22 protein-coding genes are annotated in these 24,393 nt (G+C 70.8%); 3 read left to right on the top strand and 19 right to left on the bottom strand.

The annotated features are described in order from the left end of the window. Positions 1-58: 58 nt before the first annotated feature. The 3 genes from ACOGI9_RS02685 to ACOGI9_RS02675 all read right to left on the bottom strand — a co-directional run bounded on the left by ACOGI9_RS02685 (position 59) and on the right by ACOGI9_RS02675 (position 1,666). Positions 59-418 carry a HesB/IscA family protein gene (locus tag ACOGI9_RS02685; RefSeq protein ID WP_419858365.1) on the bottom strand — a complete coding sequence of 120 codons (360 nt, stop codon included), beginning with the start codon at positions 416-418 and terminating at the stop codon, positions 59-61. Positions 419-533: 115 nt separating this feature from the next. Continuing rightward, complete coding sequence (locus ACOGI9_RS02680) at positions 534-1,355, bottom strand: PHP domain-containing protein (RefSeq protein WP_419858364.1); 822 nt, start codon at positions 1,353-1,355, stop codon at positions 534-536. A gap of 62 nt (positions 1,356-1,417) precedes the next feature. Continuing rightward, a complete protein-coding gene (locus ACOGI9_RS02675) occupies positions 1,418-1,666 on the bottom strand; it encodes a hypothetical protein (protein WP_419858363.1) in 249 nt (82 codons plus the stop codon). 106 nt (positions 1,667-1,772) lie between these two features. Between ACOGI9_RS02675 and ACOGI9_RS02670 the strand changes: the two genes are divergently transcribed. Next, positions 1,773-2,525, top strand: coding sequence for an SIR2 family NAD-dependent protein deacylase (locus tag ACOGI9_RS02670; RefSeq protein WP_419858362.1), 753 nt, complete (start codon positions 1,773-1,775; stop codon positions 2,523-2,525). Positions 2,526-2,543: 18 nt separating this feature from the next. On the opposite strand, the gene ACOGI9_RS02665 is transcribed toward ACOGI9_RS02670, so the two are convergent. From ACOGI9_RS02665 to ACOGI9_RS02645, 5 genes are all read right to left on the bottom strand, one after another. Beyond that, on the bottom strand, positions 2,544-3,212 hold the full coding sequence (locus ACOGI9_RS02665) for a metal-dependent transcriptional regulator (RefSeq protein WP_419858361.1): 669 nt from the start codon (positions 3,210-3,212) through the stop codon (positions 2,544-2,546). Further along, complete coding sequence (locus tag ACOGI9_RS02660; RefSeq protein ID WP_419858360.1) at positions 3,209-4,033, bottom strand: hypothetical protein; 825 nt, start codon at positions 4,031-4,033, stop codon at positions 3,209-3,211. The genes ACOGI9_RS02665 and ACOGI9_RS02660 overlap by 4 nt, the downstream gene beginning before the upstream one ends. A 76-nt stretch (positions 4,034-4,109) precedes the next feature. After that, positions 4,110-4,556, bottom strand: a complete 447-nt coding sequence (locus ACOGI9_RS02655; protein WP_419858359.1) for a hypothetical protein — start codon at positions 4,554-4,556, stop codon at positions 4,110-4,112. A 4-nt stretch (positions 4,557-4,560) separates the two neighbouring features. Continuing rightward, on the bottom strand, positions 4,561-6,147 hold the full coding sequence (locus tag ACOGI9_RS02650; RefSeq protein ID WP_419858358.1) for a hypothetical protein: 1,587 nt from the start codon (positions 6,145-6,147) through the stop codon (positions 4,561-4,563). A 148-nt stretch (positions 6,148-6,295) separates the two neighbouring features. Further along, positions 6,296-7,312, bottom strand: a complete 1,017-nt coding sequence (locus tag ACOGI9_RS02645; protein ID WP_419858357.1) for an MBL fold metallo-hydrolase — start codon at positions 7,310-7,312, stop codon at positions 6,296-6,298. A gap of 92 nt (positions 7,313-7,404) precedes the next feature. Between ACOGI9_RS02645 and ACOGI9_RS02640 the strand changes: the two genes are divergently transcribed. Together ACOGI9_RS02640 and ACOGI9_RS02635 are read left to right on the top strand one after the other, a co-directional pair. Beyond that, positions 7,405-7,671 (top strand): hypothetical protein, encoded by a 267-nt coding sequence (locus tag ACOGI9_RS02640; RefSeq protein ID WP_419858356.1) that lies wholly within the window; start codon positions 7,405-7,407, stop codon positions 7,669-7,671. After that, positions 7,671-9,161 carry a sodium:solute symporter family protein gene (locus ACOGI9_RS02635; RefSeq protein ID WP_419858355.1) on the top strand — a complete coding sequence of 497 codons (1,491 nt, stop codon included), beginning with the start codon at positions 7,671-7,673 and terminating at the stop codon, positions 9,159-9,161. The genes ACOGI9_RS02640 and ACOGI9_RS02635 overlap by 1 nt, the downstream gene beginning before the upstream one ends. 55 nt (positions 9,162-9,216) lie before the next feature. On the opposite strand, the gene ACOGI9_RS02630 is transcribed toward ACOGI9_RS02635, so the two are convergent. From ACOGI9_RS02630 to asnB, 11 genes are all read right to left on the bottom strand, one after another. Beyond that, positions 9,217-10,293: a carboxypeptidase regulatory-like domain-containing protein gene (locus ACOGI9_RS02630; protein WP_419858354.1), complete on the bottom strand. Its 1,077-nt coding sequence runs from the start codon at positions 10,291-10,293 to the stop codon at positions 9,217-9,219. 101 nt (positions 10,294-10,394) lie between these two features. Next, complete coding sequence (locus ACOGI9_RS02625) at positions 10,395-11,612, bottom strand: M20 family metallopeptidase (RefSeq protein ID WP_419858353.1); 1,218 nt, start codon at positions 11,610-11,612, stop codon at positions 10,395-10,397. Positions 11,613-11,707: 95 nt separating this feature from the next. Next, positions 11,708-13,117, bottom strand: a complete 1,410-nt coding sequence (locus ACOGI9_RS02620) for an amidase (protein ID WP_419858352.1) — start codon at positions 13,115-13,117, stop codon at positions 11,708-11,710. Positions 13,118-13,146: 29 nt separating this feature from the next. After that, positions 13,147-14,307, bottom strand: a complete 1,161-nt coding sequence (locus ACOGI9_RS02615; RefSeq protein ID WP_419858351.1) for a serine hydrolase domain-containing protein — start codon at positions 14,305-14,307, stop codon at positions 13,147-13,149. Between the two features lie 63 nt (positions 14,308-14,370). Next, positions 14,371-15,159 (bottom strand): cyclase family protein, encoded by a 789-nt coding sequence (locus tag ACOGI9_RS02610; protein ID WP_419858350.1) that lies wholly within the window; start codon positions 15,157-15,159, stop codon positions 14,371-14,373. Positions 15,160-15,259: 100 nt separating this feature from the next. Continuing rightward, positions 15,260-16,828, bottom strand: coding sequence for an AMP-binding protein (locus tag ACOGI9_RS02605; RefSeq protein ID WP_419858349.1), 1,569 nt, complete (start codon positions 16,826-16,828; stop codon positions 15,260-15,262). Further along, the gene (locus ACOGI9_RS02600; RefSeq protein WP_419858348.1) at positions 16,825-17,721 is read right to left on the bottom strand and encodes an FAD binding domain-containing protein; all 897 of its coding nucleotides are present in this window, start codon (positions 17,719-17,721) and stop codon (positions 16,825-16,827) included. The genes ACOGI9_RS02605 and ACOGI9_RS02600 overlap by 4 nt, the downstream gene beginning before the upstream one ends. Continuing rightward, positions 17,718-20,063 carry a molybdopterin cofactor-binding domain-containing protein gene (locus ACOGI9_RS02595; RefSeq protein ID WP_419858347.1) on the bottom strand — a complete coding sequence of 782 codons (2,346 nt, stop codon included), beginning with the start codon at positions 20,061-20,063 and terminating at the stop codon, positions 17,718-17,720. Before ACOGI9_RS02595 ends, ACOGI9_RS02600 begins: the two co-directional genes overlap by 4 nt. A 16-nt stretch (positions 20,064-20,079) precedes the next feature. Next, positions 20,080-20,610, bottom strand: a complete 531-nt coding sequence (locus tag ACOGI9_RS02590) for a (2Fe-2S)-binding protein (RefSeq protein WP_419858346.1) — start codon at positions 20,608-20,610, stop codon at positions 20,080-20,082. 5 nt (positions 20,611-20,615) lie between these two features. After that, a complete protein-coding gene (locus ACOGI9_RS02585) occupies positions 20,616-22,634 on the bottom strand; it encodes an Ig-like domain-containing protein (protein WP_419858345.1) in 2,019 nt (672 codons plus the stop codon). A gap of 78 nt (positions 22,635-22,712) precedes the next feature. Continuing rightward, positions 22,713-24,392: an asparagine synthase B gene (asnB, locus tag ACOGI9_RS02580; RefSeq protein ID WP_419858344.1), complete on the bottom strand. Its 1,680-nt coding sequence runs from the start codon at positions 24,390-24,392 to the stop codon at positions 22,713-22,715. Position 24,393 lies beyond the last annotated feature (1 nt).

Genomic DNA, 24,393 nt, shown 5'->3' with positions numbered 1-24,393 from the left:
CCGCTCAGCCGGGCTTCCGCGCGACGGCTCCAGGGCCACGGCCGGCGAGCGTCGGGTGCTAGACGGCGAAAGAGGTCCCGCAGCCGCAGCTCCCGGTCGCGTTCGGATTCTCGAACGTGAACCCCGTGCCCTGAAACGAACTGTGGTATCCGATGGAAAGCCCGGCCAGGTACTGTGCGCTGAACGGATCGATGACCACGGGCACCCCCTCGGACTCGAAGGTGAAATCGTCCTCGCGCACCGAGGTATCCATGTCCAGCCCGTATTCGAAACCGGAGCACCCGCCCGGAATCACGCTCACCCTCAGCACGGACTCGACTTCCGTGCCGGCCTGGAACTCCCGGACCTTGTCGGCCGCCTCGGGCGTCAGCGTGACGATGGGTTCGGCCGACCGCGTGGCCTCTGCTATTTCGCTCATACCGCCCTTGCCTGCATCGCTTCGGTACTCAGCGCGTCGGATTCCCGGCGCTGTGCATCCCCTTCAAGATAACCGACTCCGTCACTTCTACCTAACACAGCCCGGCCTCAGCCTCTCAGGCGGGCTGCCGATTCGCCTTTCGGCACGACCGCCGGCCGATCTCCTCCAGCCACCGCATGGGCACATGCGCCCACCCGGGAACCCCCCTGCGGCCGGCGTCGGGTCCGTGCCAGTCCGAACCGCCGCAGCGAAGCAGGCCGAGTTCGCCCGCCAGGGCGTTCATGCGGCTCTGCACGGCCGGCGGATTCGCGGGGTGGACGACCTCGACGCCATCCAGTCCCTCCCGCGCCCAGCGGCGGACATCATCCTCGCCGAGCGTCCTGCCCGGGTGGGCCAGGCAGACGACACCGCCCGCCGCGTGCACGCAATCGAATACGACCTTCGGCGGCGTCGGTTCCTTGCCGACGAATGCGGGACGTCCGCGCGACAGGTAACGCCGGAACGCCTCGTTGATGTCGGCGGCCGCGCCACAGGCCACGACCGCCCGGCCGACGTGGGCCCGGGTCGGAGCCGCGGTGCCCGCCTGGCGTTCCACGTCCTCCCAGGTCACGCGGGCGCCCGCGGCCTGCAGTCGTTCGACGATCTCGCGCGCGCGCCGCAGCCGGTCCTCGCGGTAGCGGGAGAGGAAGGCCTGCAGGTCGGGATCGGCCACGTCGAACCCGTATGCGAGAAGGTGCACGGACCGGCCGGGTTCGTTCGCCGACAACTCCGCCCCCGGCAGGAAACGGAGACCGAGTGCCCGGGCCGCGGTCTCGGCCTCGGCGAGTCCCCGCGTCGTGTCATGGTCCGTCAGCGAGAACCCGTCGAGGCCGGCCTCCGCCACGGCCCGGGCCACGTCGGCCGGCTCGACCGTTCCATCGCTGGCGGTCGAGTGCATGTGCAGGTCGACGCACGGGCCTGTCCCGGGCCCGGGGACCGTCCGGCCGGCGATGGCGGCGTTCACCGACTGTAGGTCGGATAGTCGCGGGGGATTCCCATCGAACGCGAGGCTTCGAACAGGTGCCGGAGTTCCTCCTCCGGTATCTCCTCGGCCGTTTCACTCCCGCCGGTCCGGTCCGGGTCCAGGCGAACCACCCGGTAGGGGCGCTGGTCCGTGCTCTGGCAGAAGAACACGACGACGCGCTCTCCATTCTCCTCGGCGAGTTCCGCCCGCCACACGTCTCCCTCGGCCTTGATTCTCATGCTCACGCGTTCATCGTCCGTTATCCGGTTCGTCGTCCTTCGGGGCGGCGCTGCGGGCTCGGGCGCGGCATGCGGGCCCGGGTTGAGGTCGGGGTCACAAGATCGGGAGACGATGGAACAGGGTCAATGGCGACAGGCGCGTCGACTCGTGCGGGAAGCCCGGCACGTGGTCGCGCTGACGGGGGCCGGGATTTCGGCCGAGTCGGGAGTGCCGACGTTCCGCGACGCCGGCGGGCTGTGGAAGAGCTACCGGCCGGAGGAACTCGCCACGCCCGAAGCGCTCGCGCGCGATCCGCGGACCGTGCTCGAGTGGTACGCCTGGCGGCGCTCGGCGCTCGCCGACTGTCGGCCCAACGAGGGGCACCGGGCGCTGGCGCGCTTCTTCCTGCGGCGCGGGGAGGCCGGACTCGTGACCCAGAACGTCGATGGCCTCCACACGCGCGCCGCGCTCGAAGAGGCGGGCGAGGATCCCGCGGAGGCGGCGCTGCCGCTCGAACTTCACGGTGCCGTCGGGCGCGACCGGTGTGAGTCCTGCGCGGCGCGCTGGCCCGCCGAGCCGCTCGGCGAGACGCTCCCCCGGTGTTCCGCCTGCGGGGGTCTCCGGCGACCGGACGTCGTCCTCTTCGGCGAGATGCTCGACCCGGACCTGCTGGACCGCGCGCGCCGGCTGGCGGAGCGGGCCGATCTGTGTCTCGTCGTCGGGACGAGCGCCGTCGTCTACCCCGCCGCCGCGCTTCCGCTCGCGACGCGCGAGGCCGGCGGGCTCATCGTGGAGGTCAACGTGCGGCGAACCGCGCTCACGGAGGTCGCCGCGGCGGCGCTGCGCGGCGAGGCGGGCACGGTCCTCCCCGCGCTGCTGGACTAGTTGGCGATACCCGGGCTGCTAGGACTCGCGTTCGACGAAGACGGCGCGCGCGAGGACGGGCTCGACGTCGAAGGAACGGTCGTCCACTTCGAGGCGGGCGACGCCATCCGCCTGCTCGCCCAGACACCGTATGCGCGTGCCCGGGACGAGCCCGAGCGCGGCGAGTTCCCGCAGCGTCCGCGGACTCTGGTCGGAGACCTCGCGCACGACGCCGCGCCCTCTCTTCAACTCCGCGAGGGGGATCCACTCCGTGTGCGCGAGTTCGCCGTCCCGCGTCGGGATCGGACTGCCGTGGGGGTCGATCGACGGTTCCCCGAGCGCCTGCGCCATGCGGTCGATGAGCGCTTCCGAGGCGGCGTGCTCGAGGCGCTCGGCCTCGGCGTGCACGTCCTCCCACGAGAAGCCGAGTCTCTCGATCAGATACAGTTCGATCACCCGGTGCCTGCGGATGATCCGCAGTGCCGCCGCCTCTCCGGGGGCCGTGAGGAGCACCCCCCGGTAGGGCGTGTGCCGGAGAAGCCCCTGCGCCGCCAGGCTCTTGACCATGTTCGTGACGGACGCCGCGGACCGGTCCAGTTCCTCGGCCAGCGCCGTCGTGGACACCGGGTCGCCCGCCTGCTGGAGCTTGTAGACGGCCTTCAGGTAGTCCTCGACCGCCCGGCTCGGGTCCGCGGGACCGGGTTTCACGAACTCGGCCGGCGGAAGATGGAATCCGACAGCACCGGGTTCAGTTCGACGTCATCATGGCGGAGTTCGCGGGTCGGGTTCATCTCCGTGTCCCGGTAGAGCCGCGAGATGACGTAGGTGAAGTCGCCGACCGTCCGGTAACCGTCCCAGTACATGCGGGCGCGGCTCTCTTCTCCCCGCCCCTGCGAGATGTAGTGGACCTGCTCGGGCCAGGGATCGTCATCGAGGAAGTAGTAGAAGTAGCGGTCGCCGGACTGGAGGCCGACGCCATCGCCGAAGGTGATGCGCACCTCGTATCCCCCTTCGTCCCGGGGTCCGGCCCGCCGGTTCACGCCGGGGTCGAAGAGCTTGTACGGGAGCCCGAACCAGTAGACCACATCCCGCCCGACGTATTCGGACTCGTCCCAGGCCCGGATTCCCGGCTCCAGAAGGCGCTCGTTGAGCGTGGCCCACATTTCGGAACCCGTGAAGGTCTGGACGTAGAGGCCCTCGGCCTCGGGGCGCTCGATCCGGGTCTGCTCGACGCCGTCCACCTTGCGGTATTCCACGCGGCGCGGGCGCATGCGGCGGATTTCTCCGACGGAGTCGTACCACACGGTGGTGATCGTGTAGCGGGCCGACTCGATGTCGTGCCAGGCTTCCATGCCGCCCGCGGCCTCGACCCAGGCGCCGATGAGCGAATCGGCGAGAACCTGGTCGGGCTCGAGCGCGGCCGTCGAAGCCGCCGGAGATGAACCGTCCCGCTGGCAACCCGCGGCTGCGGCGAGGGCAAGGGCCAGGACGGGGCCGAGGCGTCGCGGGAGTTGGGCGCGGTGGTTCATGGGGGCCTCCGGTGTCGGCTGCGAGTCGATTCGGTCGTCGCGCGGGAGCGGAATATGCACGTTGGGGGCAGGCCCGTCACGGCGTGTCCGGCGCGCCGCCGACGCCCTTCAACTGCACGACGATGACCTCGACGGGTTCGGACCCCTGGTTCACATCTCCGTGGAGTTCTCCCGGAGGATCGGCCTCCAGCCAATAGGCCCGCCCCGTCTCCCACGTCATGTCGCGCCGTTCCCCGGCGTCGCTGACGACGGTGAGCGTCCCCCCCTTGAGCGCGATGATGGCGCGGGGGTTGTCGTGGCGGTGCATCTCGAGCGGCTGGTTCGGAACGATCACGCTCTTCCATACCTGCACGTACTCGTTCTCGAACTGGGGCGTGCGCCCGGTGGTGGCGGCTTCGGCATCGGGTTCCGCCGGTTCACCGGCCTCACCACACGCGGAGACCGACACGGTGGCGGCGAGGACGGCGACGACGGCGGGAACGAAGCCGCGGGGGGCGGACGGGAAGTTCCTGGCATGCATCACGGGTCTACTCCTTGATTTCGATTTCGGCGCTGGACTCGGCCGCGCCGTGTGTCGGGGAAACGACTTGGAGCGTAAGGCGATACCGCCCCTCGTCGAGCATGGGAAGACGGAGTTCCACGGTGCGGCCCTCGGCAGCGGGACTCGTCGCCGGCTCCAGCCAGCGGATGCCCGCCTGTTCCGTGCCGTCGCTGGCGAGGCCGCTCCATTCGAGTGCCCTGCGCCAGAACCCCTTCCCCTCCCGCGCCAGCGAGATCGTCACCCGGAGCGCGCTGGCGGGGGCGGGGGAGCCGTACCACTCCCAGTAGACGGCCAGGGTCTCGCCCGCCCGGGCCGAGCGGTCGCCTCGCGCGCGGGCAAGCGCCTCCGAGAGCGTCGCGGGAGAGTCGCCGCCGGCGTCCAGCAACAGGATGTCGGACAGCTGCGGATGGCCGGCGGCGAGGGGCACCCGCGCGCGTGCGGCGCCGGGTCCCTTCGCGCAGCGCGCTTCGACGCCGACGAGGGTGGCCGGGACGAACCCGCGGGCCTCCGCGACCGCCAGCGGCCCGCCGCCCCGCCCGGTCCGCGAGGCCGTCACGCCGTGGGCGTCGGCGAGGAAGAGACCGCTCTCCAGATCGCAGGACGGCAGGGAGTCCGGCCATATGAACGCGGCCACGACGAATCGGCGCCCTTCCCGCCGAAAGCCGGCCACCTGGTGAGGCAGGTCCGCGACTTCTCCGAAGGCCGGCGCCCAGCTCGTGCGGCCCTCCGGCTCATCCAGGGCCCACAGCGGCTCGTCTTCCGCGGGCCCGAGTTGCAACACGGTGAACCTCTGCGCTCCCGGAAGGCGGTGCGACCACACGATTTCGTCCGTGCGCGAGCCGACGAAGCGGCGGCGCGCCCGCTCCCAGCCGGCGGGCCAGCCGAAGCGCAGCGTGATCTCGGTGAGATCGTCGCCCCACCGCATCCCCCACGGGCTCGCGGCGTCGGCCTGGAGCGCCGCGCGGACGCGGCGGGCGAGGTGTTCCGAGCGCCGCTCCATTCCGGGCACGAGCCACAGCGGGTCGGAGAGGTGCCAGAACGAGCGCTCCACGGCGCGCCGCGGCGGGCTTCCGCAGCCGAATCGCTCGTAGCGGCCGCGCGTCCGGCCGTCGAGTACGGGCCCGAGTTCGGTCCAGCCGCAGCGTTCTTCGTCGGTCATCCGGCCGAGCGCGCGCTCGAAGGCCTCCTCGGCCTCCGCATAGCGGCCGCTCTCCTGGAGCACGAATCCGGTGAGCCCGGCGCACCACGCACGCTCCGCCCGGCAGGCTTCCAGCAGCGTGAGCGCCTCCTCCCCGCGCCCGGCCTCCAGTCGGTAGGCGACGCGCTGCCCCGTGAGCCACTCGTCGCCGGGGATGATCCGGGCGGCGCTGTCGAGGACCGCGATCAGGACGTGCCGCTCCTCCACGACCTCCGGGTCCTCCGGGACCGGCTCCCAATCGTCGTCGTCCCACCCCTCGACGAGGCAGAAGCGTCCGATCCCTTCGCCGCACCTGGGATTGACCAGCGGGCCCCGCGGGAAGTTGCGGCGCCGGACGTGCTCGAATGCGCGCTGCGCGTCGCGCGCCATCTTCATCGCCGAGGCGGCATCGGGAGGTGCGGGCGGCGCGCGGGATTGGGCCGCGGGAGTCGCGAGCGCCGGCACCGGAAGCGCGCTGAGGGCGAGCGCCGAGGCAAGCGTCGCGCGGGAGGCGTGGGTCCGGATGTTCCGACCCGGACCCATTTCAGTACACGTCCAGATCCCGGCCGTATGCGAGCGGTCCGTCGTAGCCGGCGGCGCGAATCTCCGCGACCATCTCCTCAGGTGTCGCTCCCCAGCCCAACTGGTGATGCAGGACGAGGATCCCCGGGCGCGCCCGCACGGCGAGACTCGCCAGTTCGACGGTCGACGTGTGGGCCTGGGCGTGATACGACTGCCATTCCGGCGGACGGTCACGGAACGTCGTGGCGGAGTACACCTCGTGCACCAGCACATCGCACCCCGCGCACATTTCGACGATCGCCTCCGTCGGAGCGGTGTCGCCGGAGAGGACCACCGAGCGCCCCCCGCCGTCGAACCGAAAGCCGTATGCCTCCGGCCACCCCGTGTGGGACACGGCGAAGGCGGTCACGCGGACGCGGTCGTCCTCATAGATGACCCCCGGGCCGATTTCGACCGCCTCCACACGCCACCCGTCCGGCGTCGACGGCTGCGCACCGCCGAGCCGATTCTCGATGTCCGCCTCCCACGCGGCCGTCAGGTGCGCGGCCATCGCCGCCGTCCCGCCGGGGCCGAACAGCTTCAGCGGCGCCTCGCGCTCGGCCACCCACGGCGTGTGGATCAGGTCCGGCAACCCGATCGTGTGATCGCTGTGCAGATGAGTGAGGAAGGCGATGTCCAGCCGCGCCGCCGTGAGGCCCTCGGCTCCGTAGCGGTCGGCCGCCTCCGCCGCGCGTCGTACGAGACCCACGCCGGCGTCCACGATGTAGGCCCGCCCGTCGACGAGTACCGCGGTGGCGGGGCCCGACGCCTCCGGCTCGGGATTGGGCGTCCCCGTCCCCAGCAGCACGACGTGCGTCCCGGTGGAGAGATCGGCGCCTCCAGCCGCGGCGCCTGCGGCGGACTGCGCCGTTTCGCCAGCGCCGGGGGTTTCGGCGGCGCCGGATGCAGCCTCCCCCGGGCCGCACGCCGAAAACGCCAGCGCGTGGCAGACGACGAGCAGGCCGGAGGTGGCGGCAGGCCGCACGGGGCTTCGCTTCATGCGGAACATGCGGCAAGATCGTTCGATCGAGCCCGCCGTTCAACCGTTCGGCCAGTCTTGACCGGGTCCGGCGCAGCCGGCCTTTTGCGGCGATGGACGAACCACGCCGCGCCACGCCTCCCGACCGCAACCCCGTCGCCATCGCCGTCGCGGTCTTCTACGTGCTGCTCTTCGCCGCTCTCGTGTGGCCCATATATCCGCGGTTCGCCACCATCGAGCCTCGCGTACTCGCGATGCCGTTCTCGCTCTTCTACGTCGTCGTCGGGCTCCTTTTCTCCTTCTTCGTTCTCTTCGGGTACTACCTGTGGGAACGGAAGCGGGAGACCGTCGACCGCGATCCGAACGGCTCGAGCGGCTGATGCCCGCCTGGCTGATCGTCTTCCTCGTCACGATCGGATACCTGCTCGCCTCGCTCGCGATCGGGCTCGCCTCCGGCCGCCACGCCTCGGACAGCACGGAGGGTTACGTCGCGGGCGACCGCTCGCTGAACTTCCTCGTCCTCTACTTCATCATGGGGGCGTCGGTGTTCAGCGCGTTCGCCTTCCTGGGCGGGCCCGGCTGGTCCTATTCGCGCGGGGCGGCGGCCTTCTACATCCTCGCCTACGCCTCCGTCGGGCTCGTCCCCTGGTATTTCTTCGGCCCGCGCGTCGCCGCTCTCGGCCGGCGCTTCGGCTACGTCACGCAGGCCGAACTCTTCGCGCACCGCTTCGACAGCCGCGCGATCCCGGCCATCCTCGCGGTCCTCTCCGTCTTCGCCTTCGTCCCCTACCTGGTGATCCAGATGAAGGGGGCGGGATACGTCTTCAACGTGGTGACGGAGGGGCGCGTTCCGCAGTGGGCCGGGTCCGCGATCGCGTACGGGGTCGTCCTCGTCTACGTCTTCCGGAGCGGCGTCCTGGGGGTGGGCTGGACGAACACCTTCCAGGGGATGTTCATGATGGTGCTCGCGTGGGGGCTCGGCCTCTACCTGCCGGCGAAGCTGCACGGCGGCGTGGGTCCCATGTTCGACGCAATCGCGGCGGGGCTCCCGGACATGCTGCGGGGTCCGGGACTCGGGGCGGACGGGCAGCCGTGGAGCTGGGGCGCCTACTCGAGTTCCGTTGCCATCTCCGCCTTCGGGTTCAGCGTGTGGCCGCACTATTTCATGAAGATCTACACGGCCCGCGACGTGGACACGCTCAAGCGGACGGTCGTCTACTATCCGACCTTCGCGCTCTTCCTCGTCCCCATCCTCTTCATCGGCTTTTCCGGCGTGCTCGCCTTCCCCGGCGTCGAGCCGGCGGACGCCATCCTGCCCACGATCGTGACGTCGGCGCTGATCGGCTTGCCGCCGGTCATCGTGGGGCTCTTCTGCGCCGGTGCGCTCGCGGCCTCGATGTCCACGGGGGACGCGCTCCTGCACGCGGCGGGATCCGTGGCGGTCCGCGACTTCTGGGGGAACCTGCGGCCGGGGGCGCTCGACGACGCGGCGCAGCGGCGCTGGATCCGCCTCATGGTGATCCTCGTGGGCGCCGCCAGCTACGGGCTCGCGCTGATCCCCGGACTCAGCCTCGTGGAACTGCTGCTCCTCAGCTACGGGTTCATCGCGCAACTCTTCCCGCTGACGGTCGTGACCTTCCTGTGGCGGGGAGTCACGCGCGCGGGGGCGCTGTGGGGTCTCGTGGCGGGCGGCGGCATTGCGTTCTTCCTCGATCTGGCCCTGCGGCTGGATCTCGTCTCAGCCGCCGCGACCGCCGGCGTCCACCCCGGCATCTACGGCATGGTCGGAAACGTGATCGTCATGATCGCGGTCTCCCGCCATACCGCGCGCCTCGCCCCCGCACACGTCGCCGAATTCGTGGACCGTTAGCGGTCCGTGGCGAGCAGGGTGTTCGCCGCGGACCGCTGACGGTTCGCTCCGGCAGCTACCGCGTCCAGATCAGGACGAGGGCGCACCGCCCGACGCCGAATCGCATCAGGCCGTCCGGGAGTGACGTGGAGGCCCGGTACACCTCGACGCCAGCGAGTTCACTGGGCAGCACGACCGAGTTGAGCGCGAAATTGCTCCCGTACCCGTCGTCGAGATTCCCCACGTTGATGTTGTCGAGATACACCTGGAGGCATTCACCGAGGGGCCCGCGCGTCCGGCCCGCGCTTACGAGTCGCGGACGCAGCATCGTGTGCTGCTCGAGCAGCTGGCTCATGCGGATCGGACGCCAGCGCTCCAGGTATTCCGGCGTGAGGAATTCGCCGACACCGAGCATCTCGCCCCAAAACTGCCGCTCGTAGAACCCCTTGCTCTCAAGCCTGTCCGATCGGACCGTCGTCGCCACGAGAGGCTCCATCTCGACGGGGTCCGGCACGAGGCCGATGTCCACCTGCGTGGTGAGTCCCGCTTTGACCGCGACGACGTAGTCGAGGGGTTCGTACCCCATGCGGCGGACCTGGAATTCCTTTGCTCCCGCGGGGATGCCCGTGAGGATGTACCGTCCCCAGCGGTCGGTCTCGACGGCGGCCCGGCGACCGGCCACGGTCACGGCAGCGGTCGTGATCGGGTCGTTCGTTACGGCGTCGAACACCCGCCCTTCGAGGCGCCCCGGATGGTCCTCCCCCAGAATCCGGAGTTCGACCGCGCTCGTCTCGCCGGGGATCAGCGCGACGAACGCCTGCTCGCTCGACCCGTCCCGGGTCTCCGCCCACACCGTCGCCTTCGTGGCATCCTTCGGAGCGCAGAACGTCAGGCGGCCGTCATCGCCGGCGCCCTCGCGCACCGGACTACGGACCACATCGACCCAGCGAATCCGCACGTCGGCTCCGCTCACCCGCACCATTCCCGTCGCGTCCAGCACCTCGACGCGGAGCCCGGCGCGATCCTCACACGCATGCGACTCCTGAGCCGCCAACGCTCCGGCGCCCGACACGCCGTGAAGCGCCAGGAACGCCGCCGAAGCCATGAGAGTCCGCAGACCCAACGCCGCACCCGCAACTGTCCGCCGCTTCATTCCAGACCTCCTCCTGGTTGACTCGCGTGTGCCCGGATACCAGACGCCCTCGGCGGACCGCGGGTCACAAATCGTGGGCGCCTGGATTTTTCGGCGGCGCATCAGGCCGCACTTGCGTACTGGGCCGGCCAGCGGAACGCGAGGGCCGCGTTGCCGCGGATGCCCGTCGCCAGTTCGTCGATCACGATATGCTCGTTGACGGTGTGAGCCAGCCGGTCGTCTCCGGGCCCGAAGCCGACCACGGTCATGCCCGCGAGCCCGAAGTGTCCGCCATCGGTCGCGAAGTCCCATATGTCGACCGGCGGCTCGGCCCCGAGCGGGCCGGCCAGAACCTCGACCGCCGTCCGGACCGCGTCGTGGTCGGCGGGTAGCGAGAGCGCGGGGTTGTCGGCCGGATACGTCATCTCGTATCCCGCATAGCTCGAACGCTCGTGCTGCGGGATCAGGATGTCGCTGCTCGATCCCTCGATCTCGCACGCGCGCAATACCGGCAGGAGTTGCTCCCGCAGCGAGGCCGCGTCCTGCCCGGTCACGGTGCGGCAGTCGAGCGTGACTTCCGCCAGGCCGGGGATGACGTTGCCGCTGGTCTGGTCCGTCCCGATGAGCGTCGGGGCGATCGAGCAGGTGCCCAGATCGGGATCGTGCGCGAGGTCCACGTCATCCAGTGCCGCGAGGAACCGGCCGAGCACGGTCAGCGGGTTGCGGCCGAGGTCGGTCATCGAGGCGTGAGCCATCTTCCCCCGCACCTGAACGCGGAGTTCGATCCGCCCGCGGTGCCCCCGGCGGACCTCGTTCCGGCTGGGCTCGCCGATCAGGACCAGGTCGGGCCGCAGCGTGTCCGCCATGTAGCGGGCGCCGAGTCCTCCGACCTCCTCCTGGACCGTGCTCGTCACATAGACGTCGCCGGGAGGGCGCTGCCCGGCGGCGATGAGGCGGGCGATGCCGTGCACCTGCGCCGCCAGCGGGCCCTTGATGTCGATCGCGCCCCGCCCCCACAGCAGGCCGTCGTGTATCTCGCCGCCGTAGGGGTCGTGGGGCCAGTCGGCCGGATCTCCGGCGTCCACATGGTCGAGGTGGGTGTTGAACATCACCGAAGGGGCGTCGCCGGTTCCCCGGAGGAGACCGATGACGTTGCCCGCCGCGTCATGCTCGACCTCGTCGTAGCCGAGCGCGCGCATCTCGGCGGCGACGAGCATCGCCAGTTCGCCTTCTTCGCCGGGCATCGACTGCGTGCGGATGAGGCGCTGAAGGAAACGGACGCAGGCGTCGAGTCCCTCGCCGGACAACTCCGAAACGGCGCGGTCGTTTGACATCAGCATGATCGGCTCTCGGGGGGTTGGGGTAACGGTCGGCGGCCGCCGCGACGGTGGAATCTAGCGTGAAACGTTCCCGCGGGAACGTCATGCCGCCCGCTTCAGTCGTCGGCGATCATTGGCGGCAGGCCGATGGGCCGTGCCCTGCCGATGGCGGATCCGATCGCCAGCGCCCGCCCCTCGCCGCGCGGGGGGCCGACGACCTGCAGCCCGACCGGCAGCCCCGCCGAATCCAGACCCGCCGGGACGCAAGCGATGGGCAGACCGGGCATCGAGAGCAGGAAGGTCGGCGCGATCCAGTCCACGTACGTCGCCATCGGCCGCCCTCCGACCGTCTCCGGATAGTTCTGCTCCGCCGGGAAGGGCGGGATCGCCATGCACGGCGTGAGCAGCACGTCGTACCGGTCGAGGAGGGCGAGAAGCTCTTCCCTCACCCGGCGGCGCACGTTTTCGGCCCCCCCGATCTCGGCCGGGGTCAGCGCCAGTCCCGAACGGAGGTTCGCCGACACGTTGGGCCCGAAGGCGTCGACCCGGTGGAGCTCCGCCTCGAAATGGGACACGAACCAGTGCCCGCGGAGGGCGAGAAACGCGTCCCACGCCCAGGAGAGGTCGAGGTCCACCTCGTCGACCTGCGCGCCTGCCGAGCGAAGCGACGCCAGCGCCTCGCGGCATGCCGCCTCCACGCCACTGTCGATTCCGATGCGCGCGATGTCACCGCAATACGCCCAGCGGCCTCCGGCGAGATCGGCGGTGCCGGGTTCCGGCCAGGGCGGCTCGGGAGCGCAGACCGGCGAGGCCGGATCGGGTCCCGAGATCGCGCGGAGCCCGAAGGCGACGTCTTCGGGGTCCCGTGCCATCAGGCCGGTCGACTGCAGGTCATCCCACAGGTAGGCCGCCGGCACCGTCGGGACGAGCCCCGGCGTGGGGCGAAGCCCTGCGATGCCGCAGAACGAGGCCGGGATCCGCAGCGAGCCGCCGAGGTCGGTGCCCTGCGCGAGCGAGATCATTCCCGTCGCGAGAGCGACGGCTCCGCCTCCCGTGGATCCCCCCGCGCTGAGGGCGGGATTCCACGGATTCCGCGTCACGCCGAACACTTCGTTCCAGGTGTTTCCACCCGCCGCGAACTCCGGCGTATTCGTCTTTCCGAGGATCACGGCGCCCGCCTCGCGCAGGCGGCGCACGACAAGCGCATCCTCCTCGGGCACGTGGTCCGCGAACAGCGGCGAGCCGTACGTCGTACGGAGGTCCGCCGTCTCGGTCACGTCCTTGATGCCGACGACGAGCCCCGCGAGGGGCCCCGGATCCGTGCCGTCCGCGAGGGCCGCGTCGACCGCGGCCGCCTCCGCCTCGGCCGCGGGATTCGGGGTCACGATCGCGTTCAGCGTCTCGTTGTGGCGTGCGACCCGAGTCAGGCAGGCGCGGAGCAGGTCGGCCGCGCTCAGCGCACCCGCGCGGATGCGTCGGGCCTGTTCCCGCGCCGGGAGCAGCGCCGGATCGCGGCGTTCCGTCACGGCAGGCGAATCTCCCCGGTCACGGGCTGCTACGGCAGGAACATCTGGGCGATCGCCTCCCCGTACCGGGCGGAATCGAAGGGGAGCGCGTTCGTCTGGAGCGCGACGACCACGCCGTAGTCGTCGAAGTTCGCGAGGAAGGACCGCGTCCCCTTCACCGTGCCCGTGTGGCTCGGATAGCGACGTCCCTTCGGATCCGTTCGGATGAACCACGCCAGCGCCTGCTCGTGCGCGATCGGATCGCCGAGTCCGTCCGGCGACGAAGGATCGATCTGCCGAATCCCCGGCTCGAGTTGCGGCCGGTGCATCTCGGCCACTGTCTCCGGCGCGAGCAGGCGTCCGTCGTTGATCGCGATCGCGAAGCGGACGAGGTCTTCCACGTTCGAGACGATGCCGCCGCCGGCGTACTTGTAGCTCGGGTCCTCCGGCGGGGCGTTGATGAAGCGGCCGGACTCGCCCCGGACGTAGCCGCGGCCGCGGTTCTGCACGACCCGCGACGGGACGTCGAACTGGGTGGCGAACATCCCCGCCGGCTCCCACACGTAGCGCTTGAGGTATTCCTCGTAGTCCATACCGGACGCCGCCTCGACGATCCCGTGCTGGAGGTTGTGCGCGTGCGAGGAGTACATCCACCCGGAGTCCGTGTCGTACGCGAGGGGGTCGTCGCGCCACAGCTCCGTCGCCTCCTCGAAGGTGTCGTAGTGCCGGAGCGCGAGCAGGCCGTGGGGGCCGAACTCGACGCCGTTGTAGTGCCGGATGCCGGAGGTGTGGGTGAGGATGTGGCGCACCGTGATCGGGAACTCCCGCTCCGGATACCAGGGCATGTACGTCTGGAGCGTCGCGTCGAGATCCACCTTCCCCTGCTCGACGAGCTGCATGAGACCCACCACGGCCAGCACCTTCGACACCGATCCCACGTTGTGGACGGTCCGGCCCGTGGCCGGTGTGCGATTGTCCAGTTCGGCGACGCCCACGCCTTCGGAGAAGACGATCTCCCCGTCCACCGCCACGGCGACGGACAGCCCGGGAAGGTCGTTGTCGTGGCGGATCTGCTCCATGTAGTCGAGCAGTCCCTCCCAGGAGAAGCTCTGAGCCTCCAGCGGGGTCGCGGCCCGCGACAGGAAACCGAACGCCAGAAGGAGCGACAGCAGCGGCAATGCGTTCGTCCGCGCACGGTTGGCGATCGTCATGTTACACCTCTCCGTCTGAAGACTTCCGCGGGCGCTCATGTCCGCCCGACCCTCCATTTCCGACTATTCCTCGAGGAACGCCACCACGCGGCAGAAAGCGGCTTCTCCTCCCTTGAACTTCCACGGGAAGCAGCCGATGGTGAGCCGCCGGTTCTGCAGTTCCGGGGCGGCGATCCGTCCGCCGAGGTTCTCTATGTGCATGCAGTTGTGCGGAAAGAGCGCATTGTGCGTGAGCTGATAGTGCTCCTCGGGAAACAGCTCCTCCACGGCCTCGGCCCCGCCGAACACCTTTTCCGCCATCGCCCGCACGCGGTCGCAGTGTCCGAAGGTGCCCTTCCCGAGGAATCTCCCGATGGGGAGGTTCATGGGATGATCCGTAGAGATCACGTCCACGCCCCAGACCTTGATCTTCCGGTCGATGAGCCACTGCACCATGTCCGGGTGCGCGCCGGGGTGCGTATGGACGTAGCGCTCCTCGTTCGCTTCGGCGCCGAACTGCGCGAAGCGCTCCCACCCCGTGTGCAGGATCAGGAGGTCTCCATCGCGGATCTCGACCCGCGATTCGATCATCTCGGGCGTGTACGCGGCGAGGTCGCTCATCTCGTCGCGCAGGTCGACGATGACGCCGTCGCCGTACAGCCACTCCAGGGGGATCTCGTCGATCGTCATCCCGTTGGTCACGAAGTGGCGCGGCGCATCGAGGTGGGTGCCCATGTGGTTCGACGTCTGGATGTACTGCGCGTTCACCCCGTGCTCGACCTTGCGCTTGATGTACTTGACCTCGAACGGGGGATAGTACGGCCAGAAGAAGCAGTCCTGATTGAGGGGCTGCGAGAGATCGTAGAGTTTCATGAGCGATCGGCTCCACTCGGTTCGATGTTGAAGCGGCAAGAACCAACGGCCGTACGCTCCCGCATCGAGTCCGGGAACGCAATGCCGCGGGCTGCGGGGGTCACGACGGCGGGGCCGGGGCGTCGAAGAGCGCCTGCACGGCGGGCTTCTGCACCTTGCCCATCGCGTTCCGCGGCAGGTCCGCGACGCAGAGCCAGGCGCGCGGCACCTTGTAGCGCGCGAGCCGCTCCCGGACCCACGGATCCAGCCGTTCGGGCAGCGTCTCGCCCGGCGGCCCTTCTCCCGGCTCCGGCACAAGCGCGGCGGCGATCCGCTCGCCCCAGTCCTCGTCCGGGATTCCGACGACCGCGCAGTCCCGCACGGCCGGGTGCGTGCGCAGCAGTTCCTCGATCTCGACCGCCGAGATCTTGTAGCCGCCGCTCTTGAGGATGTCGACGGAGCGGCGCCCCAGAAGACGGTAGTAGCCGTCCTCGAGGACCGCCTCGTCTCCGGTCAGGAACCACCCGTCGACGAAGGCGGCCGCCGTCTCCTCCGGACGCCGCCAGTACTCGGAGAACACCATGGGGCCGCGGATCCGGATCTCGCCCGATTCTCCCGGCGCGAAGACCTCCATGCCCTCCGCGAGCACGCGCCCCGTGGCCGGGCGCACGAGACGCAGGCCGACGCCGGGCAGCGGCTGGCCCACGGTGCCCGGCCGCCGCTCGCCGCCGTACGGATTCGAGAGCCCCATGCCGATCTCCGTCATGCCGTAGCGCTCGAGCAGACGGTACCCGGTGATCTCCTCCCAGCGCTCGAACGCGCGCACGGGGAGGGCCGCCGAACCCGACACCATCAGCCGGAGGGCGCCTACGCCCCGCGACCATCGCCGGCGGGTGGAGCTCCCCGCGGCGTCCCAGGCGCGCAGCAGCTTCGCGTAGATCGTCGGCACGGCCATGAACACGCTGATCTCGCCCGAGGCGAGTCGCTCCCAGGCGGCCGCCGGATCGAACGACCCGCCGAACTCCACCGCGGCCCCGGCATAGAGCGGACAGCAGAGCGCGTTGACGACGCCGTGCGTGTGGTGGAGGGGGAGGACGTGGAGGATGCGGTCGTCGCGCTCCCACCTCCACGCGTCGAGCAGTGAACGGATGTGCGCCTCGATCTGGCCGTGCGTGGTCACGACGCCCTTGGGGCGTCCGGTCGTGCCGCTGGTGTAGAGGATCATCGCGGGTCGGTCCGCGCCGATCGATGGCAGCGAGTCCGGGTCGGGCCCGTCGGACGCGGAAGCGCCCGCGCCGGCGTCGGAACCGTCGTGGAACGGGATGCCGCGCTCCCGCGCGGGGTCCTCGATGCGGCGTCCCGTCGCGCCGGCCCCGATGAGCGCGGCGCAGTCGGCGTCGTCGATCACGTATTCGATCTCGGGCGCGGGGTGGTCCGGACAGAGGGGGACGGCGATCCCGCCGGCGCGCCAGATCGCCCACTGGGTGACGACGTACTCGAATCCCGGCTCCATGAGGAACCCGACGCGCGCCCCGTTCAGATCGGCGGCGCCGGCCCCGGCAAGCAGATGTCGCGCCAGCCGCCGCGACCGCGCCTCGAGTTCGCCGTACGTGCGGGACGCGCCGCCCGCGAGCACGGCGACGCGATCCGACCACGCCGGGGATGGATGGAAGAGGGCGGGGCCGGTCAAGTCCGGGCGCGACCCGCCGCGCGCGACACCACCCGGGCGGTCAGCGTGCGGACCAGGTGCCGGCGATACGCCTCGTTCGCGTGCATGTCGGCGGCGGGTTCGCAGGTCTCCGCGCAGGCCGCCGCGGCGGCTTCGACCGCTTCCGGCGTCGGCTCCGCGCCGACGAGCGTCCGCGCGGCCTCTCTCATCAGGCAGGGCGTGGACCCCCCGTTCACGAGCGAGATGGCGGCTTCGTCGCAAACCCCTCGGGAATCCAGCCGCACCCGCGCCGCCACGCCGGCGAGGGCGTAGTCGCCCCGGCGCCGGGCCACCTCGTCGAAGGCCGTCCCCTCCCCCGGGGCGGACGGGGGCACCTCGATGGCCGTGAGCAGTTCATCGGGTTCGAGCGCGGAGAAGAAGGGGCCGAGGAAGAAATCCTCCAGATCCAGGGTCCGCTCCACCCTGGAGCCGGGCTCCCCTCCCCGCGAGCGGCGGGCGATCCGGACCCGCGCCCCGAGCGTGAGGAGGACGGCCGGCAGTTCCGCGGCCGGATCCGCGTGCGCCACCGAGCCTCCGACCGTGCCCCGCGAGCGGATCTGTGGGTGCGCGATGAAGGGCGCCGCCTCCGCGAGGAGCGGGGCCCGCCGAGCGATGAGCGGGTCGCGCTCCAATCGGAGATGCCGGACCATGGCGCCGAGACGCAGCCCGCCGCTCTCCGTCTCCTCGACCCGCGCCAACTCCTCGATCCCGTTCAGGTCCACGAGACGTTCCGGCGCCGCGAGACGGAAGTTGAGCATCGGGACGAGGCTCTGTCCGCCCGCGAGCGCTCGCGTCTCGAGGGACGGTTCCGCGAGCGCCTCCAGCGCTTCGTCCAGGCCGGCCGCCGCCACGTACTCGAAGGGCGGCGGCTTCACGACGCCCCCCGCAGGAGTTCGAACAGGCGGCCGGGGCTCAGGGGGATGTCGAGGATCTCCAGTCCAGGGGCGATGTCGGCCAGCGCGTCCTCGACGGCCTGCGCGAAGGCGGCCGCCACCGGGATCGCGCCGCCCTCCCCCACCCCCTTCGTTCCCAGCGGATTCAGCGTCGACGGCGTCTCGAGGTGGGCCGTCTCGATCGGAGGCACGTCCGTCGAGGTCGGGAGCAGGTAGTCCATGAACGAGGCGTTGCTCGTCCCGCCGAACTCGTCGAACACGAGTTCCTCGTAGAAGGCGTTTCCGATCCCCGCCGCGACGCCGCCGTGGATCTGGCCTTCCACGATCGTCGGGTTGATCACCGTCCCGCAGTCGTGCACGACGATGTAGCGCAGGATCTCGACCATCGCCGTCTCGGGATCCACCGCGACGACGACGGCGTGCGTCCCGTTCGCGGTCGTCCCGTACGGCGGGCCGAAGTACGAGGTCGCCTCCAGCCCCGGCTCGGTCCCCGGTTCCACGGCTCCGCGCAGCGGGTTGGCGCTCAGCGCGAGCGCGCCGAGGTCGACGGAAAGGTCGGGGGCGCCCCGCACGCGAGCGGCGCCATCGGCGAGTTCGAGGTCCTCGGGGTCGACCTCGAGCGCCTTCGCGGCGTGGCGCAGGATCTTCTCCCGCACGGACTGCGCGGCGGCGTGGATCGCGTTGCCGGCCACGACCGCCCCGCGGCTCGCGAAGGTGCCCGTCCCCCAGTGGAAGTCGCTCGTGTCGCCCGTCACCACCCGTACGTCGGACGGCTGCACCCCGATGGCGTCGGCCACGATCTGCGCGAAGGAGGTGAAGTGCCCCTGGCCCTGGGTGCCCACCCCGGTGGCGAGCCGGACCGTGCCGCCCGGCTCGACCGTGATCCGCGCCCCCTCGTAGGGCCCGATTCCCGTCCCCTCCACGTAGTTGACGACGCCGACGCCGACCACACGTCCGTCGGGCTGCGCCCGCTCGCGTTCCCGCGGGAACGTCTCGTGGCCGACGAGACGGACGGCCTCCTCCAGCGACTCCTCGTAACTCCCGCTGTCGTACCGGAGCGGGGCGAAGTCCTGGTACATGATCTCGTGGTTGTACGGGAACTCGTCCGAGTCGATCACGTTGCGGCGGCGGATCTCGACCGGATCGAGGCCGAGGCCGCGGGCCGCGAGGTCGAGCAGGCGCTCCATGATGAACACGCCGTGCTGCCGGCCGGCTCCGCGCACGGGGGTGACGATCGGCTTGTTCGTGAAGGCGACCCGGAACTCGCTCTCATAGTTCGGCACCCGGTAGGGCCCGAGCAGCGTGCACTGCGTGTTGATGGGGATCGTGAGGCCGTAGGGGTCGTACGCCCCGGAGTCGTGGATGAAGATGTCCCGCACGCCCAGGATCCGGCCCTCGCGCGTGACCGAGATCTCCGCCTCGTGCAGTTGCCCGCGCTCCTGGGTGGTGGCGAAGAAGTTCTCGTACCGGTCCTCGACCCACTTCACGGGCCGCCCGAGCCGGATCGAGGCCCAGGGGACGAGGATCTCCTCCGCGTAGAACATGATCTTCGGGCCGAAGCCGCCGCCCACGAAGGGGGCGATGAACCGCACCTGCGACTCCGACAGGCCGAGCGCCGCGGCCACGACGTTGCGCACGGGGATGGGGGCCTGCGTCGTGTCCCACACCTGCAACCGGTCGGCCCGCGCATCCCACTCCGCCACCACGGCCCGGTTCTCGATCGCGCCCCCGATCCCCCGGTCGTAGGAGAAGCGGCGCTCCAGGACGAGGTCGGCGCGCGCGCGGGCGGCGGCGTAGTCCCCCTTCGCCTGCCGGACGTACGCCGCGAGGTTCGACGGGAGGTCGTCGTGGATCCGCGGCGCATCCTCATCGAGCGCCCGCCCGAGATCCACGACGGGGTCGAGCGGTTCGATGTCGGCCTCCACGAGCTGGGCCGCATCCTCGGCCACGTAGCGGCTGTCCGCGACGATCATCGCCAGCGCCTCGCCCTGATGCCGGATGCGCTCGCGGACGAGCGGGAGCGCCGTGCGCGCGTGGAACACGAGCCCCTCGAGCGGCGGCGGCGGCACGAGCACGGCGCCGGGACGAAGGAGCGGGCCGAGGTCTGCGGCCGTGAAGACGGCGTGGACCCCGGGGTGCGCGCGGGCCCGCTCCACGTCCAGCCCGCGCAGCCGCCCGGCCGGCAGGTCGCTGCGCACGAAGGCGGCGTGCAGCGCGCCCGGCGGCTCCACATCCTCGACGAACTGCGCGCGGCCGGTCAGCAGCCGCGCGTCCTCGTTGCGCGGCACCCGCGCCCCGACCCACGTCCCGCCCGCCCGGCTCATGCGCGGCCCATCCGGCTCAACGGTCGCCGTCCCGGTCGGCGCCGGGGCCGTCCGCCGCGAGGCGTTCGGCCGCGAGCGCTACGCCTTCCACGATGTTGTGGTAGCCGGTGCAGCGGCACAGGTGGCCGGACACCGCCTCGCGGATCTCCTCCCGCGAAGGCGCCGGGTTCTCACGCAGGAAGGCCTCCGCCGTCATCAGGATGCCCGGGGTGCAGAAGCCGCACTGCAGACCGTGCGCCTCGTGCAGGGCCCGCTGGACCGGGTGCAACTGTTCGACGGAGATCGCTTCCCCGGGCGCCGCCGCGGCGAGCCCCTCGACCGTCGTCACCTCGTGCCCGTCGATCTGCACGGCGAACATGAGGCAGGCCCGCACCGGCTCCCCGTCCAACTGCACGGTGCACGCCCCGCACACCCCGTGCTCGCACCCCACGTGCGTGCCGGTGAGCCCGACCTCGGAGCGCAGGAAATCCGACAGGAGCAGCCGCGGCTCCACGTCCCCGGACCACGCGCTGCCGTTGATCCGGGCGGATATTCGCACGGAGTTCAATCCGGCTACGGGACGAGTTCCTGGCGCGGCTGGAGCTTCACCGCCCACAGCCCGCTGAAGTACTCCGCGAAGAAGAGGTTCCCCTTGTGGATCTGCGGCCCCCAGGTGAAGGGCGCGTTCGCCACCACGCCGTCCGGATCGTACGCCAGGTAGCGCGCGATCTCCCGGCCCTGCTCGCCCAGGTTCCCCTTGAGTTCCCCGGAGATGTCGAGCACCCGCAGCCCGCCGTTGTAGAACGCCGCGTAGAGCTTGTCGTCCTCGATCCACATGTTGTGCGAACCCGCCTCCGGGATCTCGTAACGCGCGACCTCCTCCGGGTTGTCGGGGTCCGTGAAGTCCACCACGTGGATGTAGCCCGACATGAACTGCGGCGTGCGCTCCGGATCCTGCCCGTCGAAGCGCGGACGCCCCGCCTCGTCTCCCATGAACACGTAGAAGCGTCCGGTGGGACTCCGGTACGGGAAGGCCGCGTGCGTCCGCCCGCCGATGTCGCGGAAGCGCGCGATCTCCACGGGATTGGACGGAGAGCCGCCGCGGTCGCCGCCCCCCACGTCGATGAGCACGACCCCGTCGCCCCAGTTCGACGTGTACGCGATCCCGTCCACGATCCAGATGTCGTGGATCGCGTGCCCCGGCGTGTCGAGTTCGAACCGGCCCACGCGGTGCGGGCTGGCCGGGTCCTCGATGTTGATGACGTCGAAGCGGCGCCCGTTGTTCACCGCGTACACGTGACCGTCGTGGATGAAGAGGTTGTGGACGCCGCCGGTAAGCTCGTCGTCGAACACGGAGATCGTCGTCACGTCCCGCGGGTTCCGGCAGTCGAGGATGACGATCCCGTTGCGGCGGTTCGACGCGCCCTCGCGCGAGATCACGCAGACCTCCCCGTCCTCGCTCACCTTCACGTCGTTCGTCGTGCGCGCATCGACCACGACGGAGTCCGTGAGGACGGGACTCGCCGGATCCGTCACATCCCAGAAATAGACGGCGCCCGCCGCGGCGTGCGTGCCCGTGATCGCGTAGTCGCGGCCGTCGACGCCCTCCCACACCCACAGGTCCGAGGTGCGCTCGTTGTTGACCTGTCCGTGCCCCACGAACGTGACCTCCTGCGAGGCGTGCCGCGGATGGATTTCCAGCGAGGTGCGCGCGGCACGGCCCGGCACGTTGGCGACGACCGTGTACACGCCGGGGAAGTAGGCCACGAACCGGCCCTGCTCATCGATCTCCGCCGGAGGAATGTCCGCCGTCGCCTCGATGGAGGGGTCCGACATCACGGTCCAGGCGACCGGCAGGTCGCCCACCGCGCCGCCCATCGCGTCCTCGACGGTCGCCTCGAACCGCACGACGTCGCCCGTTCGCGCCCGCTCGGCGCTCCCGGACACCGTCAGGCGAGCCGCGGGGTTCTCCCTGACCTCGTAGGAGACCTCCGCCGCGATGCCTTCCGCTTCCACCCGCAGCGCGAACTGCCCGGGCGCGAGCGCGGTGACGATGCCGAAGCGGTCCACGGTCGCGACGCCCTCGTCGGAGGTGGACCAGCGGATCTCGCCGTCACGCTCGTCCTCCGCGGTGTCGAGCAGCGTCGCCCGGTGACGCGTCGCGACGCCGACATACGTCGACCCGCCCGACGGCGTCACGTCGATCCGGTCGAGCGGGGGAAAAGCCACGCTCACCATCGCCTCGCCGCGCAGGTCGCGCGCCGTCGCGACGATGGCGGAGATCAGAAACTCACCGCCCTTGACCGCCCGGATCCGGCCCGTCGCCCGGTCCACGTCGATGCTCTGCCGCGCGCTCCCGCTCCGTCCGTCCGCGAACGCTGGGAAGAACAGAACCTGGGCATCGACGGCGTTCCCATCGGCGTCCAGGACGCGGGCCTCCAGGGTGGCCTCCTCCCCGACCGCGAGCGACAGGGCGCCCGGCACGATCTCGACCGAAACCGCCTCCTGCGCCGCGGCCGGAACATTCGCCGCGAAACCGAGGAGGGTGAGAAGCGCGAGGCGTGGGATAATCGGGGGTCTGCGGTACATCATTGCTCCACCTTCGTCATTCGGGTGACTGCGTCGGGGTGGCCTAAAATGCCTGTCCCGCAGGCGATACCGCTAGGCGGATCAGTAGCTGTGGGCGTGGACGCCCTGCACGGCGCGGCCCGAGGGGTCGGCCATGCCGGCGAAGGCGGGGTCCCAGGCGATCGCGGCGGGCGTGCTGCAGGCGATGCTCGGACCCTCCGGGACGCAGCGGACGGCCGGCTCGCCGGGGAAGTGCGACGCGAAGATCGAGCGGTAGAGATACGCTTCCTTCGTGAGCGGCGTGTTGGTGGGGAACCGCGCGGCCGCCCTCGCGAGCTGTCCGTCGCCGATCTCGCCCTCCGCCATCTCCTTCAGGCTGTCGATCCAGGAGTAGCCCACCCCGTCGGAGAACTGTTCCTTCTGGCGCCACAGGATCTCGTCCGGGACGAGTCCCTCGAACGCCTCGCGCAGGATGTGCTTCTCCATGCGGCCCTCCGCCGGCCGCTTCGACTCCGGGTCGAGGGCCATGGCCACATCGAGGAACTCGCGGTCGAGGAAGGGGACGCGCGCCTCCACGCCCCACGCGGCCATCGACTTGTTCGCGCGCAGGCAGTCGTACTTGTGGAGCTGGTCCAGCTTGCGGACGGTCTCGTCGTGGAACGCCCGTGCGTCGGGGGCCTTGTGGAAGTAGAGGTAGCCGCCGAAGACCTCGTCGGCGCCCTCGCCCGAGAGCACCATCTTGATCCCCATCGCCTTGATGCGGCGGGCCATGAGGTACATCGGCGTGGACGCCCGCACCGTCGTCACGTCGAACGTCTCCAGGTGCCGGATGACGTCGGAGATCGCGTCGAGCCCCTCCTGAAGCGTGTACACGATCTCGTGATGCACGGTGCCGATCGCGTCCGCCGCCGCCCGCGCCGCCGCCACGTCCGGCGCCCCCTCGAGCCCGATGGCGAACGAATGCAGCCGCGGCCACCAGGCCTCCTCGGCATCCCCCGTCTCCACGCGCCGGCGCGAGAACTTCATGGCCAGCGCGGAGATGATCGACGAGTCGAGGCCGCCCGACAGCAGCACGCCGTAGGGCACGTCCGACATGAGCTGCCGGTGCACCGCCTCCTCCAGCGCGCCGCGCACGCGCGCGGGGTCCGTCGATCCGCCCGCCACCGCGTCGTACTCGCGCCACCCCGGCCGGTAGTACGGCACCGGCCGCCCATCGCCGCTGCCGCTGTCGAGCATGTGGCCCGGCGGGAAGTCGTGGATCTCGGGACAGGTGTCGATGAGCGCCTTCATCTCGGAGGCCACGTAGAAGCGGCCCTCCGCGTCCCGTCCCGTGTAGAGCGGCATGACGCCGATGGGATCGCGCGCGATCAGGTAGCGGTCGCGCGTCTCGTCGTAGAGCGCGAACGCGAAGATCCCGCTCAGTTCGTTGAGCCACTCCGCGGGGGCGTCGGGCCGCCCTTCGTACAGGGCGAGGATGACTTCACAGTCCGAGCGGGTGCGGAACGGATAGCCCCGCGCCGCGCCCCGCTCCAGCGCCCGGTGGTTGTAGATCTCCCCGTTGACCGCGAGCACCGTCGTGCGGTCGGGGCCGAACAGGGGCTGCGCGCCGCTCTCCACGTCGACGATGGAGAGCCGCTCGTGGGCGAGGATGGCCCGCTCGCCCGCGTAGATGCCGCTCCAGTCCGGCCCCCGGTGCCGCTGGCGCCGCGAGAGGTCGAGCGCCCGGCGGCGGAGACCCGCGGCGCCGGGTTCGATCTCGAAGATGCCGAGGACGGAACACATC

The organism is Candidatus Palauibacter irciniicola (genome assembly GCF_965208695.1).
In the GTDB taxonomy this organism is placed as follows: Bacteria; Gemmatimonadota; Gemmatimonadetes; order Palauibacterales; family Palauibacteraceae; genus Palauibacter; species Palauibacter irciniicola.
This window is presented reverse-complemented; position numbering and strand designations above follow the sequence as displayed.

Coding starts and splice junctions, on each gene's coding strand:
- ACOGI9_RS02685 (WP_419858365.1), bottom strand. CDS start 418: ATGAGCGAAATAGCAGAGGCCACGCGGTCGGCCGAACCCATCGTCACG.
- ACOGI9_RS02680 (WP_419858364.1), bottom strand. CDS start 1,355: ATGCACTCGACCGCCAGCGATGGAACGGTCGAGCCGGCCGACGTGGCC.
- ACOGI9_RS02670 (WP_419858362.1), top strand. CDS start 1,773: ATGGAACAGGGTCAATGGCGACAGGCGCGTCGACTCGTGCGGGAAGCC.
- ACOGI9_RS02660 (WP_419858360.1), bottom strand. CDS start 4,033: ATGAACCACCGCGCCCAACTCCCGCGACGCCTCGGCCCCGTCCTGGCC.
- ACOGI9_RS02650 (WP_419858358.1), bottom strand. CDS start 6,147: ATGAAGATGGCGCGCGACGCGCAGCGCGCATTCGAGCACGTCCGGCGC.
- ACOGI9_RS02645 (WP_419858357.1), bottom strand. CDS start 7,312: ATGAAGCGAAGCCCCGTGCGGCCTGCCGCCACCTCCGGCCTGCTCGTC.
- ACOGI9_RS02640 (WP_419858356.1), top strand. CDS start 7,405: ATGGACGAACCACGCCGCGCCACGCCTCCCGACCGCAACCCCGTCGCC.
- ACOGI9_RS02635 (WP_419858355.1), top strand. CDS start 7,671: ATGCCCGCCTGGCTGATCGTCTTCCTCGTCACGATCGGATACCTGCTC.
- ACOGI9_RS02630 (WP_419858354.1), bottom strand. CDS start 10,293: ATGAAGCGGCGGACAGTTGCGGGTGCGGCGTTGGGTCTGCGGACTCTC.
- ACOGI9_RS02625 (WP_419858353.1), bottom strand. CDS start 11,612: ATGCTGATGTCAAACGACCGCGCCGTTTCGGAGTTGTCCGGCGAGGGA.
- ACOGI9_RS02615 (WP_419858351.1), bottom strand. CDS start 14,307: ATGACGATCGCCAACCGTGCGCGGACGAACGCATTGCCGCTGCTGTCG.
- ACOGI9_RS02610 (WP_419858350.1), bottom strand. CDS start 15,159: ATGAAACTCTACGATCTCTCGCAGCCCCTCAATCAGGACTGCTTCTTC.
- ACOGI9_RS02595 (WP_419858347.1), bottom strand. CDS start 20,063: ATGAGCCGGGCGGGCGGGACGTGGGTCGGGGCGCGGGTGCCGCGCAAC.
- ACOGI9_RS02585 (WP_419858345.1), bottom strand. CDS start 22,634: ATGATGTACCGCAGACCCCCGATTATCCCACGCCTCGCGCTTCTCACC.
- asnB (WP_419858344.1), bottom strand. CDS start 24,392: ATGTGTTCCGTCCTCGGCATCTTCGAGATCGAACCCGGCGCCGCGGGT.